Below are 15,711 nucleotides of genomic sequence, written 5' to 3'. Positions count from 1 at the left end.
GCCTCTGACAGCGGCCAGCTACGGCCAGGAGAGTTCGCTGTCGTCGAGCTGGTCGACGAGGACGATGCGGACGCCGGGGGTGTCGCCATACTCCCCGGTCCACGCGGCGCGCATCCGGTCCGCCGTGTCGTGCTTCTCCCACCAGCCGTGCATGGCGGGCTTGCCGTGGATCGTGAGTAGCAGGTGGTGGCGGCCGGTCGTCATGCGGGTCTCCTGCGAGTCGTCATGCGAGCCGGACCCCTCGGTGGCGGCGGGGCTCGACGGTGACCGCGCCCTTCGCTGCGAGTTCCCCGAGCTGGTAGTGGACCGTGGAAGGTCGCAGGCCCGCCGAGGCTGCGAGCTCCCTGACGGTGGGCGCGTCCCCACTGGCGGCGATGGTCTCCCGGATGTGCCGGAGGATCCGGACCTGAGTGTCGGTGAGGTGGGGGACTTTCTGCCTGGACATAGCCCCAGTAGAACCCTTGTTCGATTTCAGGTGCAAGCTGGAGAGGTGACCGACCTTCCGCCCGCCGGCCGATCTGCCACGCCTCCGGACCCTAGAGACGTGGATCATGCAGATCCTCAGCTGGGTCCGGGAGCGGATCGCGGACCTGGAGCGCCAGGATCGTGAGCGCCGCGCGGGCGAGGAGCGGCGGCGGCCGCCAGTGCCAGCCTGGGTGATCGAGACGGGGATCGGGGCCGACCGGCCGCGACCGTACGTCCACGTCGGCGGGTGCCACATGGCCGGCTGCCGGGTTTACCCTGCGGCCCGGGAGGAAGCGGCGGCCGCGGCCGCCGACGGCGTCGAAGCTTGCACCCACTGCCAGGCGGACACTCTCCTCGGAAGGGTCGGCTAACGAGCCAACTGCCAGGCGATTGCTCCGCTTGCGGTCGCCCATTGGCGGCCAAAGTCTCTCCTGCCCGCCAAGGTTGACGCGCGAGCGGGCAACCCTTCGAAACCGACACTCAAGATCGAAGGGAATCCGATGTACAGCGGCAGATACACCATGTTCCAGAGCGACGCCTTCACCTTCGGCCTGGAGGTTGATGGCGGCTCGTTTGGCGGTCAGTACAGCGGCAGAGCGACGGCGACCTTCTCCACCGTCATCTTCGGGCAGGCCACACTCACGGCCCCGTTCACCGGGTTCTTCGACGAGGACAGAATGCACACCGCGTTCACCGTCGACTGGACGAAGGCAGAATCGGAGAATCCGCTCGGAGTGTCCATGTGGCCCTACTGGAAGATGGGTCGCTTCACCGGTTGGGAGAGCCGGCTGCCTCAGGACGAGCCGACGCCCATGCCTACCGCCTGGCCCATCACACGGGAACGCGTCTGGGTCGGGCACATGTACGAGGTCATCCAGCCCCAGATCCAGCGCACCTGGTACGCGCACGGGCCCTCGGGCGACTAGGTTGCGGCGGCGCGGGGCGACGCGGAACGTTTCACCAGGTGAAAGGACTCACCTGCCTGAGTGGCTCTCACGCAGGTAGTTGGCTTCGCGGACGGCGCGGCCGGTATCCACGTCCTCGTGATCAAGACCTTCCTGCGCGGGCTCACCGCGCTCACCCTCGCTCTTGCCCCGCTCACCGCTGCCACGCCGGCCCAGGCCCTGGAGGCCGTGCCGCTCGCCGACGCCGTCGAGCTGCTCCCCGTCGTCGTCGAGGACCGCACCGGCTACACCCGCTCCAGCTTCAAGCACTGGACGAGCGGGGACGACCCGGCCGACGGATGCAACACCAGGGCCGAGGTGCTCCTCGCTGAAGCCACACTGGCGCCCGAAGTCGGCACCGGCTGCGCCATCAGCGGCGGATCCTGGACGTCGTACTACGACAGGCAGACCGTCATCCATGCTGGCTCCCTCGACATCGACCACATGGTGCCCCTCGCTGAAGCGTGGGACTCGGGCGCCAGCGCCTGGACGGCGGCCCGCCGGGAGGCGTACGCCAACGACCAGGGGGCAGCGACCAGCCTCGTCGCCGTCACCGCGCGGTCGAACCGACCGGGGCACCGGAGGCGACCTGGCGGGCGATCTCGGTCAGGTTCGTCTCGGCCGCGAACCGCACGCGCCCGTACAGCACGGGCAGCCGCAGGATCGCCGCGTCCGGGCAGGCCCTGCGCACTGCGTGCTCGGCCAGCAGCTTCCACCGGCCGTAGGCGTTCAGCAGATTCGGGAGGCTGCCGGGCCGGTAGGGCGGCGCCGTCCCGTCGAAGACGTAGTTGCTGGAGATGTGCACCAGCCGGGCCCCGCACCGGCGAGCGCCCTCGGCGATCAGCCCGGCCGCATCCACGTTGCCGGCGCGGGCCCTCTCCGGTGCACCAGCCCACACCGCGGGGCGGCGCTCGCCCACGCAGTTCACAACAACGTCCGGTCGCACCCGGCCGAGCAGGCGCGCGATGGCGTCGGCCGACGTCGCGTCGACCGCGACCAGGCCGCCGGCGGTCCGGCTGTAGGCGGTGCCCGTCACGGTCATGTCGCCGAAGGCCCGCATCACGGAGCGGCCCAGGAGTCCGGATGCACCGAAGATCACTACTCGCATCCCTCACCTCCACGTTCCTGCGAGGTGAGACAGACAAGCGGAGGCGGAGGCGTGATCGCGAGGGGTCGCCGCGGTGTACCCGGTGCACACACCAACTCGGCGTACGGGCACCGACGTTGCGGCCTGGTGTACGTACACCAGGCCCCATTCGTCCCATCTTCTGGCGGCCCCCTGAGCGGTGGTACCTTCCGACCAGGACCCCGCCGGACTTGGAGTGCCCATGGAGCCAGCAGCGGTTGACGCCCCGCCGGCCAACGTGCTCGGCGCCCTGTTACAGCAGCTGGGGATGCGGCCGGAGCAGCTCATCGCCCGCATCAACCAGCGGCGGGGCCGCCGCGGCTGTTCCCCCCTCAGCCCGAAGGCGGCCTACCCCTGGCTTCGCGAGACCCCCTCTCTCCCGCAGCCCGATAATCAGGCGGACGCCCTGGCCGTCCTCACCGCCAGGGCTGGACGGTGCATCACCGCGGCCGACGTCGGATGGGGCCTTCACCGCCCCCGGACCCGTCACCGTCACCTCGACGCGCCCGGCGACGCCCCCCTGGAGGCCCTGCTCCAGGAGATCAGCCAAGGAGACCTGATGGACCGCCGCAACCTGCTCATGCTCACCGGAGCCGCAGCCACCGCCCCCGCCCTCGCGCTGCTGCTCGGCCCGATAGCGGAAGCCTCCGCCGCCCCTTCCGGTCAGCTGAACGAACGGCTCGTCAGGTCGATCGAAAGAGCAGTTCGCGACCTGCGGGAGATCGACGACTCCACCGGCAGCGCCAGCGGCGACCTCACCTGGGGCATCGGCATCTGGCAAAGCGCCTCCCGGGTCGTGGCACAGGCCCGCGGCCAAGGGCCCCTCACCGACCGGCTTCATGCCGCCTACATCGAGCTGACGGAGCAGGTCGGCTGGATGTGCTTCGACGCCCGCCAGCACCCGCAGGCCCAGCGCATCTACCACACCGGCATGCGCCTGGCCCGCGAGACCGCCACCTCACTGACCACCCGTCACGCGACCGCCAACCTCGTCGCCTCCACCGCGTACCAGGCCGCATGGCTGGGTCACCACAACGACGCCGCCGCACTCCTCGACATTGCCGCACGGACTCCAGACCTTCCGTCCGCAGCCGCCGCAGTGATCGCCGACCGGCGTGTCTACGCCGCGGGACGCCGGAACGACCGTGACGCGGTCCTCCGATTCCGCGACGAGGCACTGGGCCACCTCGGCTCTCCCGACGAGCGCACACCGTGGTGGGCGACCTGGCTCACGAAGGACTCTGTGGACGCCGCCACCGGCCGAGCTTGGCTCGCCTGCCAGCAGCCGTCACGGGCCGTCCCCTTTCTGCGCAGCCGCGTCGAGGCGACCGCAACCGACTACCCGCGCGACCACCTCCACGCAGTGCTCGACCTGGCCGACACCGTCCGCCAGTGCGGCGACGGCGACCAGGCACGCGAACTCCTCGACCAGGCCGAAGGGCTCATCGGTACCGTCAGCTCCCAGCGTATGATCCACCGGTTCGACGCCCTGTCGTCAGCCGTCGCCGCCGTGTGAAAGCCGGTTTCGACACCGGAGCCGCAGGCGAGTGGGTGGCATTGATCGACCCGACGGGCGATGCACCCGTCGCCGGGCCCCGCGAGGGCCCTCGGACCGCTGCCCGTCGAGGGCGGCTTCGACCCGGCCACCGGACTGCGCGGACGCGAGATGCGCCACACGAACCGCGCCTCCCGGCTCGCCCTGCGGGCCGCCGAGTTCGCCCTCCACGACGCGGGCTTGACCGACGCCCACGCGAAGAGCACGGGCGTGGCCGGCTCGACCGCCGTCGTGGTCAGCACCAACCTGGGCAGCGCGGACAGCGTCTGCGAAGCCGCCGACACCATAGCCAGGGAAGGCTTCAGGGGCCTCAGCCCCCTGAAGCTGCCCCAGACCTCGAGCAACGTCATCACCGGCTGGGTGGCCATCGGTCACGGGCTGCGCGGCCCCAACCTCACCGTCTGTAACGGCACCGTCATCGGTCTGGACGCCCTCGCCTGGGCCCGCAACCTCATCGTGGCCGGGCGTACCGAAGCAGCCGTCGTCGTCAGCGTCGAACCGGCCCCCGGCAACGCTGCAGGGCGCTTCGGGCGTCAATGAGCGCATGGCTGCCAGGGACGACCAGCCGGCTGAAGTGTCGGCCGCGGGTGCGTCGACGCCACGCACCGCAGGCCCCTGCACAGGGGGCGCCGGATCGGGCTACAGGCCGAACTGCCGTGTCATTCGGGTAGAGGTGCGAGTCCCGGGGCAACCCCCAGCCCGTGCCGCCGACCGCAGCCCGGCAGGCGAAGCACCGCCTCCCGGCGCAGAAATGCGCCATCAGCAAGTGGTGCAAGGCATCACCCGGGTTGGGCCGTTCGGCCTACCGCAGCAGGCCGCGGCGCAGGTCGCGTGTTTGTGTCGCGAGGTGCGGCCGGATTACGGCGGGCCTACCCCAGTAGGAGGCACTCGATGCGCATATCCATCCTCGCCTCCGCCGTCGATCCCGCCGTAAAACTGTCGATCACCCTTAGGGAGGCATGAACACCGGCGGCGTCCTCGCCGCCAACCGCCAGGGCACCACCGGCACCGCCATCAGTACCGCCGGCATTGCTGCAGGCAGCGTCCTTGTTCTCGGTGAGGCAGGTCTCGCCGGTGGGCGCACCGTCACAAGGCGGCGTCAAGGTGCGCACCGGATCTGAAGGCCGGTTCCGTTTCAGCGATTCCTTTCATGAGTGCTCGCCGACATCAGCGGCGCGCCGAGACGATGCGTTAGCAGCTCGTGCTCAACCGCGCCGGCTACGACACCGCCAAGCAGGACGCCACCGAGAACCGCGCCGTCTACTCGCCCAATCCCGCCGCAATCAGCGCCACAGGGAGCGGCGCCGCCCAACCGGTGACCCGTTCAATGCACGTGCCTGGACCGCATTACCGCAACGAGTACAGCAAGTGGTAGCCGACCCATCCCCACCTCCGTGTAAGGAAGCTTCGTGGCCAAGAAGAAGGACCTCAGCAAGGGTGACAAGGTGTCATGGAAGAGCCATGGCCAGAACGTGCCCGGCAAGGTGAAAAAGAAGATCACCGACCGGACCCGCGCGGCGGGCCGGGACGTGGACGCTTCGAAGGAGGACCCTCAGTTCGAGGTGGAGAGCGAAAAGTCCGGGCGCACCGCCGTGCACAAGCCCGGTGCCCTGCGCAAGAAAGGCAAGAACACCTGATGGCCCCGCGCGAGGACGACCGGGACCAGACGCTTGAGGAGTTCGACGCGGCGGTAAACATGACCGCCGGGCAACTGGAGAAGTGGCTGGAGTCGGACGAGTCGAAGAGCGTCGGGCAGAGCGACGGCGGGGAGAGCGTCGGCCACAGATCCGGACGACGGATCGTCGAACTCCTGCACACGAACAAGAGCGACCTCAGCGACGACGACCTGGCCCATATGCGCAAGGTCACCGGCTACGTCCACCGTCACCTGAAGCAGCGCCCCGACGGCGACATCACCGGCACCCGCTGGCGGTACTCCCTGATGAACTGGGGCCACGACCCGAAGGAACCCTGAAGTCTGGCCGAACGCGAAGTGCCACGGCCCGGCGCTCCCCTGCCGTTAGTACGTCCGGGCTGGCGCCTTGACCCTTGATCTTGGACACACGAGACACTGTGACTATCTGAGAACGGACGTCTCGTGGTCATGAAGAACTATCCGCCGGAGTTCAATGCGGACGCGCAGGGGCGGTTCAGGCTGTTCCGTGGCAGGCACAGGGCACGGTCGGGGTTGTAGTGCACAAGGAAGACCGCCGGGCACCTGTCGGTGCCCGGCGGTGTGGTCCGGCCGGTCAGCCGACCGGTCCGTAAGGAGTGGTCACCGCGCCCACGGGTCGAGCCCTTGCTCCAGCAGGCGCTCCTCTTCGCTTTCGCTCAGGAAGAGCGCGGGATGCTGGCCCCACAGCGCGAGGTCGCTGAGCGGGCACGCCGGGAACTCCGCCCGCAGGACGCGGACGAGGAACTCGGTCATCCCGCAGTCGTGGCGACGCCAGACGCCCTTGCCCCGGTGGTAGACGAGCACCGGCCAGGCGGCCGGGTCGTCAGCGGAGGCGTCCCAGCAGATGATGTCCGCCGCGGCGTCCGAGCCCCAGGCGATCAGCCGCGGCCGTGTCTGCTCCAGCTCGGGCTCCTTGGGGAAGTTCGCCCAGGCGTCCTCGGCGGTGAGGGTCTCCACGAGCATGCCGCCGTAGGGCGAGGTCAGCTCGTCGGCCTTCGGTTCGGGTACCTGGACCTGGAAGAAGTTGTCGATCGCCCCCGGCCCCCACACCTCCATGAAGGAGCGGTAGTCGGGCGGGAATGCCGTGCCCCACGATGTCTCCATGGCAGCCCAGTCGACGGGCGCCTCGGGTGCCGTGGTGGGCGGCATGAGATCCCGCAGTGTCTGCGTATCGGTCATCGCGGTGCCTCCTTCTCTTTGTCGGGGACCGTCATTCCATCGATCCCGTCGGTACCTGGCGGCCGGTGTTCTGGTCATTGAACGTGCCCAGATTGCGGCCGGCCAGGGTGTTGGAGATGAACGTGTCGATGGATATGCCGGCGCTTCCGTCCGGGTTCGATCCCTGGGCGTAGATGGCGAAGCCGGTGGGTACCGTCCGGCGGCCACTATAGCGAGGGGTCACCGAGTAGTAGACGTCCTGCCCAGCCTGCACGGCCGCGGCGATGTCCGCCTCGTACTTGGCCATGTTGTTGTCGCCCTGCTGGGACCCGATCTGTTTGGCGTTGGCGCCGCGGGCGCAGGTGGCGAGGTTCCGCGGGTCCGTGCCCGAGCCGGTGAGCTGGTTGGCCAGCAGGTGGCAGGCGTTGATGTTCTCCCGGATGGGCCGGGCGCCGAGGAAGCCGGCGGTGCGCTGCGCCCACCGGTAGCCCGGTGGTGTGAACACGCGGGTGTCCGTCTCCGAACCGGAGTGGGAGTCCACGTAGTCCTTGGTGAGGCAGGATGTCATGCCGGTCGCCCGGCTGCCGTTCTTCTGGTCCACGTCACCGAGCTTGACCCAGCCCGATCCGCAGTTTCCGCTGTCGTCGTCATCGTCCGGCGACGGCCTGGGCTGCGGCTTGGGCGTGGGCTTGGGCTGCCTGGCCCGGTCAATGGCGTCGTTGATGCCCCGGGCGGTGGAGGTCAGCAGGTCGCCGATGCTGTCGGCGAGGCTCGGGCGGCCCTGCTGCTCGGCGACCACCTCGTCGGTGGCGACCACGGCCACCGCGACGAGGGCGATGACGATGGGGATCGCGATGGCGAAGTGCCCGTCGACCTCGACGTTGCTGATCGGGTTGCCGCCGGTGAAGGCGTAGCGGTTGCCGGTGAACGGGTCGCTGCCGAGGCCCATGTCGGCGAGGGCGCCGTTGTACATGTCCCGGGTGGTGAAGCGGTTGAGGCCCGGGTCGTAGTTGCGGAAGCCCATGTCGTAGGTGCCGGACTGGGCGTCCCACCGCTTGGCGTTGTAGCGGTAGGAGTTGTACTCCTCCTTCGTGGGATCGGCGGCCTCGGGCTTGTCGATGCCGGTGAACTCGGAGGTGTCGTTGCTGCCGTAGGCGGTGTAGCCGTAGGTGGCCTTGGTGTCGCCGTTCTTGTCGGTCAGGGTGTCGACGTCGGTGTGGCTGTTGTAGCCGTAGAAGCCGTCCTCGGTCGTCCCGTCGTCGTTGTGCTTGATCTGGGAGAGCCGCTCGCCCCACGGCGAGTACTGGTACGACCTGGTGAGCTTGCCGGCGACCTCCTCGTTCAGCACTTCGCCGGAGAGGCCGAGGTACGTGTACTCGGTGGTCTTGCCGTCGGCTGTCTTCGACGTGGTGCGGTCCAGCGGGTCGAAGACGTACGTCGTCGACTTCATCGCGCCGGTGCCGTCGCGCTGCTGGGACTCCACGACATGGTCGAAGCCGTCGTAGACGTTCCGGGAGACGACCTGGCCGCCCTGGGTGACGGACTCGGTCCGGCCGAAGGGGTCGTAGGTGAAGGTGGACGCGGTGCCGCCGGTGGTCGACGTCTGCAGCCGGTTGCGGTCGTAGGCGAAGACGGTGGACGTGCCGCGCACGTTCTGGCTGACCACGTTGGCGTTGTCGTCGTGGACGTATGTCTCGGTGCCCGCGCCGTTGCCCGTCTTGACCGCCTTGGCGAGGCGGTCGGCCGGGTCGTACGAGTAGTCCGTGGTGGAGTCGAGGTACGCCGCGTGGTCGTCGGCGTTCATCTTCCTGACCACGTCCTGCGCCTTGTTGCCGTTGGCGTCGTAGGCGTAGGCGTGGGAGGCGACGAGGGTGCCGTTGCCCTTCTTCTCCGTGGTGGTGCGGACCGCGCCGTCCAGGTAGTAGGCCGTGTCGACGGTGTTGCCGTTGGCCTTGGTCTCCCGCGCGACGGCGCCGCGGTCGGTGTAGGTGTACGAGGACACCTTCGGGGACGGGTCCGTCGGGCTGGTGCCGACGGAGACCGTCCTGACCAGTTCACGCGTGTCGTAGGTGTAGCGGGAGAACTGGTCGTCGTGGGTGACTGTCTCCGGCTGGCTGTTGGCGTCGTAGGTGTAGGTGCTGGACTTCTTCTCCTGGCCGGCGAGCGCCTCGGTCACCTGCCTGACCTGGTTGAGGCCGGTGTAGGCGATCGTGTAGGCGTCGACCTTCGCCCCGGACGAGGTGTCGTCGATCGAGGTGAGGTTGCCGTTGAGGTCGTAGGCGTAGGCGAAGGTGTGCTTCTCGGTGTCGGACTCGGCGGACGTGTCGCGCACGAGCTTGACGCCGTCGGCGACGACGGTCCCGCCGCTGCTCCGGCCGAGCCGGAGCTTCGCCTCGTTGCCCTGGGTGAAGGCGTAGGAGCCGAGCCGGACCCAGGTGCCGGTCTCGGCGGTCTGGTCCTTCGTGACCTCCGCCGTTCCGCCGCCGTGGGTGACGGTGTACTTCGCCGCCGTGGTGGCGCCGGTGACCTTCGGGTACTTCACGTACGCGGTGTACGTGCCGTCCTTCGGGATGTTGAGGGTCCAGGTGAAGGCCTCGGTGCCGGTGCCCGCCGCGTGCGTGCGGTGGTCGTAGCCGGTCTGGCCCGTGGCGCTGCCGGCGGTCCAGGTGCCGGTGGAGGAGGTGTGCTGGGTGTCGGAGTTGTCGACGAGCACGACCGCGCTGCCGACCGGCACGCCGTCGTCCGTCTTGGACTTCAGCCTGCCGTTCGGGTGGTAGGTCCAGCCCATGGTGCGGCTGGACGAGCCGCCCGCCGAGGTCAGCGTCCGGGAGGTCTGCTGTCCGATGGCGTTGTAGTCGTAGGAGGTGACGATGTCCCACGGGTCGGTGGACGCCTTCGTCCAGCCGTTGTCGAAGTACGCGAAGACCGTGTCGTTGCGGACGCTCTGGCCCTCCGACGGCGGCATCGAGGTCCGGGCCACCCGGCCCACCTCGTCGTAGTACGTCTGTGTGTAGACGTCCGGCTTGTTGTAGCGCGGATCGGCCGGGTCGTACGGCTGGAACTGCTTGAACGGGCGGTTCAGCGCGTCGTACTCGGTGCGGGCGGTGAAGTCGTCGGCCGTGCTGGTGGCGGCGCCCCGCGGCGAGATCGCCTTGGTGGTGTTGCCGACCTGGTCGTACTCGTAGCGGGTGGTGCGGTACGTGATGTCCGAGCCGGAGCCGGAGTGCGGTGCCCTGACCTCGGTCTGGCGGCCGCGCTCGTCGTAGGTGATGTACGAGGTGTTGTTCTCGGCGTCGGTCGAGGAGACCAGCAGCGAGTCCTTGTCGTAGGTGCGCCTGCTGGACTTGCCGAGGGCGTCGAGGACCTCGACCGGCCGGTGGTTCAGGTCGAAGACCGTCTTGGTGGTGTAGTCGGCCGTGTCGGCCGTGAGGTTCTTCTTCGGGTCGACGACCGTGACGACGTTGCCGACCTCGTCGTAGGTGTAGGAGATTTTGTCGCCCACCCCGTTGACCACGGAGACGAGCTGGTAGATCTCGTCGTAGGTGTTGGTGGTGGCGTAGTCGGACGGGTCCGCCGGGGTGGCGAGGCCCTTCGGCTCGGTCGTGGTGCGCAGGTGACCGGCCTTGTCGTAGGAGTAGGTCGTGGTCCGCGCGGGCGCCGTCGGCGAGTCCTTCGGGGCGGTGCCCGAGGTGATCTGGTCGGCGGCGTCGTACACGGCGGTGGAGACCGCTCCGTGCGGGGCGGTGACGGTCGTGACGTTGTCGTTGGCGTCGTAGATGGGCGCCGGAGTGGTGATCAGCTCGCCGGTGGCCCGGTCCTTGGGCACGGTGGAGACCAGCGGACGCCCGAAGGTGTCGTACTCCTGCGTGGTCTTCGTCCCCAGCGCGTCGGTGACCTCGCGGACCTGGCCGCGCACGTCGTAGACGTAGGTGGTCGGCTCGCCGAGGGCGTCGGTGATGGTCGCCGGGTAGCCGGTGGCCCCGAAGTCGCCGTTGACGGTCGCGTTGCCGTTGGCGTCGGTGGCCTTCGTGAGCTGGCCGTAGGAGTCGTACGCGTACGACGTGGTGTAGTCGCCTGCCGTCGTGGTGGCGACGCCCTTTGGGTCGGTGACCGTCTTCAGGTTGCCGTAGGTGTCGTAGCCGAACTGCCACCTGCGGCCCTCGGGGGACGTCTTGGTGAACAGGTCGGCCGAGAAGCCGTCCAGCCGTGTCTGGTACGTGTACTGCTGCGAGTTCGCCGGGTAGGTGCCCGGGGCGCACTCGGCCGCCGCCGGCACGCCGGACTTGTTGTTCTCGGCGTCACGCGACCAGAGTGGGTAGCCCGTCCGCTGGTCGTAGCAGTACGCGGTCTTCGCCCCGTTGGCCTCCTCCATGTAGGTGACGTTGTTGTCGGCGTCCCACGACATCTTCGTGGTCTGCGACTTGGCGTTGACTGTCTGGACGGGGCGGCCGAAGTCGTCGGTGGTGTACGTCGTGCGCCGCGTCTCCGCGTCGGTGACGGCGGTGTCGGTGAACTTGGCGTTCGTCGCGTTCACCGCGTAGGCGAAGCCCGTGGCGCCGTTCAGACGGTCGGTGATCGTCTGCGTCCACCAGTGGTACTTCGGGTCGTCGCCCTCCTTCGGGAAGTAGTAGCCGAGGGAGGTGGCGTTGCCGCGCGGGTCGGTCGCCTTGACCAGCTTGACGTTCTTGTTCCCCTGCGTGGCGTCGTAGGTGAATCCGAACACCTTGGGCTGGGCGGAGCCGGCGCCGTCCGTGATGCGGCCGAGCAGGCCCTTGTCGGTGTAGTGGAAGTCGATCCTGCGGCCCGAGACGTCCGTCATGGACTTCACGTGGTCGTAGATCTTGGAGTTGTTCAGGTTGGAGCCGGTGACCTTCGCGCCCGTGGCGTCGATGTACTCGTAGGACGCGTCACCCTTCTTGAAGTACTCGACGGTGAGCGACTGGCGGCCGGCCGGGTCCGTGACGTAGACCAGGAACTTGGTCGGCTTGTTGTTGGACTTGCGCTCCTCGTACGTGAACGTCTGGGTGTTGCCGTTCTTGTCGACCGTGGACGTCAGATAGCCGTCGCAGCCGAAGAGGAAGCGGGTGCCGTCCGGGCGGGTCAGCGTCCAGGCGTCCGGGACGGGGTCCTTGGAGGGCTTGCAGTCCAGGCCCGCCTTCATGGTGACCTTGTAGTGGACGCCCGCCGGGGCCTTCCAGGTGCCGTCGCCCTGCTTGCGGAAGACGTGCGTGGTGCCGTCGCCGTCCGGGAGGCGGATCTCCGTCGGGTTCGGGTTGGGGTGGAAGTCCAGCGGCGCGCCGAGCCGGACCGGGCCCGCGGCCTGCACCGACCAGCCGTGGCCGGCGACGGTGTCGGAGGTGTCCTGGGTGTTGTAGGCGAACCGGACGAAGGTGCTGAGCCCCCGGCCCGGGTTGCTGAACGCGTTGTACTGCCAGACGCCGTTGCCCGAGGCCAGGTTGTTCATCAGCGTGGAGCCGGCGCCCGTGTTCTTGCCGGTGTAGCTGTAGAACTTCTCCAGGCCGAGGCTGTTGGAGGTGGGGTCCTCGACCGCGACGTTCTGCTTCAGCGACGGGATGCCGCCGGTTCCGGCGGAGAGCCAGCTCCCGTCGGAGATCCTGCGGACGTCCCAGCCGAGCGTGTACTCGCCCCGCTTGTTGCCCGAGTCCGAGTTGACCGGGGTGGCGACCTGCGCCTGAATCGTGGCCGACTTGCCCGGCAGCAGGGCCGGGATCGCCGTCCTGAGCTGGTTGCCGCCGGTGGTGACGTCGGTGCCGTCGGGCAGCTTCCAGGTGTAGGACAGCTCGCGCTCACCCGCGGCCCACGCCGTGGACGTGGTGTTGGTGACGGTGAACTCCACGCCGTAGGTGGTGTTCGGGGTCATCCGGGACGGTGTCTGCGGCGCGTAGTAGGTGTCCTCCGTCGTGGAGTCCACGTAGATCACCCGCAGCAGCGGGCGCAGCTGGGGGTCGGGCGCGGCGGAGGACAGGAAGATGGAGCGTTCCTGCGGACCGGCCGTCGTCTCGTCCTTCAGCTTGATCAGGGCGCCCTTGTTGGCCGTGGGCGTCCTGACCCAGCCCTGGGTGAGGGACGTGGCGTCCCACCAGTGGCGGCCGAGGTCGGTGGTGAAGGCCGGGACGTAGTCGGAGACGACCGCGGAGCGGTCGCCGCCGGCCGTGGTCCAGGCGGTGGTGGAGGTGGCGTTGTTCCAGGTGGCCTGGGTCTCGGTGAAGTCCCGGGTCAGTCCGTGGAGGTCGTACTGGGCCTTGGTGGTGCCGGTGCGCTCGGTGAGCGTGGACCACAGGAAGACCCGGCTCTCCAGCACCGTGGCGGTGGCGGGAATGGTCGTCGTGGGCCACTTGAGGACCGAGCGGGTCTTGCCGTAGGTCGCCGAGTTGTTGCCGACGGTCAGCCAGTCCTGGCCTACGGTGCCCTGCTCGATGGTGTTCAGGTTGGTCGTCGGCTTCAGCGACGACAGGGTGGTGTCGGTGACCCCGGCGCCCGCCTGGATCAGCCGCATGGTGCGGCCTGCCTTGGGGATGCCGACGACACGGGTCGGGGAGCCGAGGAGCTGCCCGTCCGCCGTCCTGACCGCGATCTGGTAGTAGTACGACTTCCCGATCTCGGCGCTGCTGGAATCCGGCGTAGGGACAGCCGTGGTGTCCGTGTACGCGGTGACGGTCTTGGCGACCGGCGCGACCAGAGTCGCGGCGGACGGGGTGAACACCTGCTGGGTGGAGCGGTGGAGCTGGTACTCGGAGATGTCGAGACCGGCGTCGCCCGTGGTGTTCCGGTACGCGGCCCAGGACAGCTCGGGGCCGGTGCCGTGCACGACCGTCGGCGAGTTCAGCGAGGTTCCGACCTTGCCGAAGGTGACGGTCAGCCGCGGGACCGTAGAGGTCTCGCCGCCGTAGTCGTAGTCCCCGGCCTGGTACTGGGGACCGCCGAGCGGGGCGGTGGAGGTCTCGTCGACAGCCTTGACGACGAAGCCGTGGTTCACGGCACTGCCGGAGACCCACTTCTGGACGGTGTCGCCGACCCGGAAGTTGTGCCAGTTGTTGTACTCGCCGACGTCCTTGCGGATCTGCGCCGGGTTGACCAGCCGGACGGCGTCCGCGACCGTCCGCTTCGTGGCGTCGCCGGTGTCCCCGAGGACGATCTTCCCGGCGTTGCCCTTGGCGAAGTCGATCTGCGCGGTGCCGAGCTGGCGCCAGCCGGTGGTACCGGTCGCCTGGTTGACCGTGAAGTTCGCGGCCGGCTCGGCGGAGGTCACCGTGTACGGGGCGGCCGTCGCACCGTCCGTCTGCACCGGGGTGTGGACCTCGACCTTGTAGTCGGCGGCCTCGGGGACCATCGGCTGCCAGGTGTAGGACTCGCCCGTGGCGGTGTTCTTGTTGTACGCGTGGTCACCGGCGTTGCCGGTGCCGCTAACCCGGGGCCACTCGCCGACGGCGGCGGTGCCCGTGTCGCCGTCGTCCAGGGTGACGGTCGTCGCGGACTGCTCGCCGACCAGCGTGCTGGTCTTCTCCCACGTCGCCGTCGTCTCGTCCCAGGCGCCGGTCGCCCGGCGCACCTCGACGTCGACATCGGTGGACCCGGTGGTGTGGACCTGGTCGAAGTACAGGCTGAGCTGCGCCGTGTCGATCGTCGAGCCGGCCGGGATCTCGTCCAGCGGGAACTTGATCAGCGAACGGGCGATGCCCGTGCCGCTCGTCTTGCCCGCCGACATGTCCCAGGTGCTGTTGAAGTTCGTCGTGGGCGCGTCGGAGCGGACCATGACGTCCTGGGACGCGGTCACCGAGGGCGCGATGGTGATCGTGGGATCGATCACCACCGGGTACCGCCGCTCGGGCGCGGAAAGCCACCTGGCATCGGGGGTGACCGTCAGCCGCCACTGCTTGCCGTGGCGGCTGAGGTCCTGCGAGACCTTCGGGCTCCAGGACGTGCCGTACGGGGACGCCTTGTCCTTCCTCGCGTCCGTCATGAACGCGGGCGGGATCACCAGCACCGGGTGGGCCGGGTCCTCCCCGAACAGCGCGATCGAGCCGTCGCCGCGCTCCTTCGGGACGAGGTCGCCCGTGTCCAGGGAGAAGACGAACTTCACCGGGGAAGCGGGCCGTTCGGCAAGGGTGATGTTCTCCTTCACCCGGCCCGCGCCCACCTCGTAGGAGACGTCGGCGCCCTGCGCCAGACCCCGGTAGGTGACCGTGGCGCCCTTGGCCGTCGGCGCGACGCCGCGCGCGGCGCCCTCCAGGCCGAGGGTGACCGCCCGGCCGTCCGCCGTCTCGAAGCGCAGCAGCTTCGCGGGGTCCGCGCCGAAGAAACTCCGGGCGCTGTTGGCCGTGTTGGAGAAGGCGAAGCCCTTCTCCCGCGTCGCGCGGACGGTGGTGTCGATCGGCTTCCAGGCGGAGCCGGAGCGGTAGGACACGGGCGACGCCGCGAGTTCGGCCTCCGTCCGGCCGTCCGACATCTGCCAGAACCGGGCCTGCGGGGTGCGCAGACCGGTCAGCTCCTTCACCCGCTCGGCGGGCGGCAGCTTCTTGCCCTTCGGCAGCTTCTGCCGGCTCGGGATCTCCAGGCTGCCGCCGACCGGCGGCTTCGGCTCCTTCTCACCGTCGTCGTCCGAGAACCAGCCGGCGATGGTGTCGACGACGCCCTTGTCGTCGTCCTTCCCCGCCTCGGACGGGGCCGCATAAGCGACCTGCGGCAGCAGCGTGCCTGCCACGGCCGCCACCACCAGACAGGAGATATATCTCCTGTACGAAATTTTCACGTCACTACCTTTCGGCAT

The 15,711-nt window shown here is 69.0% G+C and carries 12 protein-coding genes and 1 pseudogene; 8 read left to right on the top strand and 5 right to left on the bottom strand.

What is annotated here, in order from left to right; all coding sequences use genetic code 11:
* Positions 1–18: 18 nt before the first annotated feature.
* Together JE024_RS36025 and JE024_RS36020 are read right to left on the bottom strand one after the other, a co-directional pair.
* A complete protein-coding gene (locus JE024_RS36025) occupies positions 19–204 on the bottom strand; it encodes a hypothetical protein (protein WP_205378049.1) in 186 nt (61 codons plus the stop codon).
* A 19-nt stretch (positions 205–223) separates the two neighbouring features.
* The gene (locus tag JE024_RS36020) at positions 224–445 is read right to left on the bottom strand and encodes a LexA family protein (RefSeq protein WP_205378048.1); all 222 of its coding nucleotides are present in this window, start codon (positions 443–445) and stop codon (positions 224–226) included.
* Positions 446–551: 106 nt separating this feature from the next.
* Between JE024_RS36020 and JE024_RS36015 the strand changes: the two genes are divergently transcribed.
* The 3 genes and pseudogenes from JE024_RS36015 to JE024_RS41435 form a co-directional block, all read left to right on the top strand.
* Positions 552–836: a DUF6233 domain-containing protein gene (locus tag JE024_RS36015; RefSeq protein WP_205378047.1), complete on the top strand. Its 285-nt coding sequence runs from the start codon at positions 552–554 to the stop codon at positions 834–836.
* A gap of 129 nt (positions 837–965) precedes the next feature.
* Positions 966–1,391, top strand: coding sequence for a hypothetical protein (locus tag JE024_RS36010; protein ID WP_205378046.1), 426 nt, complete (start codon positions 966–968; stop codon positions 1,389–1,391).
* A gap of 117 nt (positions 1,392–1,508) precedes the next feature.
* Positions 1,509–1,979 (top strand): annotated as a pseudogene (locus JE024_RS41435) (HNH endonuclease); the annotation flags it as partial.
* Here JE024_RS41435 and JE024_RS36000 read toward each other — a convergent pair.
* Complete coding sequence (locus JE024_RS36000) at positions 1,960–2,517, bottom strand: sugar nucleotide-binding protein (RefSeq protein WP_280521584.1); 558 nt, start codon at positions 2,515–2,517, stop codon at positions 1,960–1,962. The pseudogene JE024_RS41435 and the gene JE024_RS36000 sit on opposite strands and share 20 nt — an antisense overlap.
* 220 nt (positions 2,518–2,737) lie before the next feature.
* Here JE024_RS36000 and JE024_RS35995 point away from each other — a divergent pair, with 220 nt between their 5' ends.
* The 5 genes from JE024_RS35995 (at position 2,738) to JE024_RS35975 (ending at position 6,065) form a co-directional block, all read left to right on the top strand.
* Complete coding sequence (locus JE024_RS35995; RefSeq protein WP_205378043.1) at positions 2,738–4,051, top strand: NsdA family TPR-like regulatory protein; 1,314 nt, start codon at positions 2,738–2,740, stop codon at positions 4,049–4,051.
* Positions 4,052–4,111: 60 nt separating this feature from the next.
* The gene (locus JE024_RS35990) at positions 4,112–4,630 is read left to right on the top strand and encodes a beta-ketoacyl synthase N-terminal-like domain-containing protein (RefSeq protein WP_244883443.1); all 519 of its coding nucleotides are present in this window, start codon (positions 4,112–4,114) and stop codon (positions 4,628–4,630) included.
* A gap of 419 nt (positions 4,631–5,049) precedes the next feature.
* Positions 5,050–5,211, top strand: a complete 162-nt coding sequence (locus JE024_RS35985) for a hypothetical protein (protein WP_205378042.1) — start codon at positions 5,050–5,052, stop codon at positions 5,209–5,211.
* 288 nt (positions 5,212–5,499) lie between these two features.
* Positions 5,500–5,727, top strand: coding sequence for a hypervirulence associated TUDOR domain-containing protein (locus tag JE024_RS35980; protein ID WP_205378041.1), 228 nt, complete (start codon positions 5,500–5,502; stop codon positions 5,725–5,727).
* Positions 5,727–6,065 (top strand): DUF3140 domain-containing protein, encoded by a 339-nt coding sequence (locus JE024_RS35975; protein WP_205378040.1) that lies wholly within the window; start codon positions 5,727–5,729, stop codon positions 6,063–6,065. The genes JE024_RS35980 and JE024_RS35975 overlap by 1 nt, the downstream gene beginning before the upstream one ends.
* A 300-nt stretch (positions 6,066–6,365) precedes the next feature.
* Here JE024_RS35975 and JE024_RS35970 read toward each other — a convergent pair whose 3' ends face one another.
* Both JE024_RS35970 and JE024_RS35965 read right to left on the bottom strand, forming a co-directional pair.
* Positions 6,366–6,944: an SMI1/KNR4 family protein gene (locus tag JE024_RS35970; RefSeq protein WP_205378039.1), complete on the bottom strand. Its 579-nt coding sequence runs from the start codon at positions 6,942–6,944 to the stop codon at positions 6,366–6,368.
* A 31-nt stretch (positions 6,945–6,975) separates the two neighbouring features.
* The gene (locus tag JE024_RS35965) at positions 6,976–15,711 is read right to left on the bottom strand and encodes a golvesin C-terminal-like domain-containing protein (protein WP_205378038.1); all 8,736 of its coding nucleotides are present in this window, start codon (positions 15,709–15,711) and stop codon (positions 6,976–6,978) included.

Origin of the sequence: Streptomyces zhihengii (genome assembly GCF_016919245.1) — a bacterium.
Classification (GTDB): Bacteria; Actinomycetota; Actinomycetes; order Streptomycetales; family Streptomycetaceae; genus Streptomyces; species Streptomyces zhihengii.
Note: the sequence above shows the minus strand (reverse complement) of the source record. Positions and strands in the feature narration are given on the sequence as shown.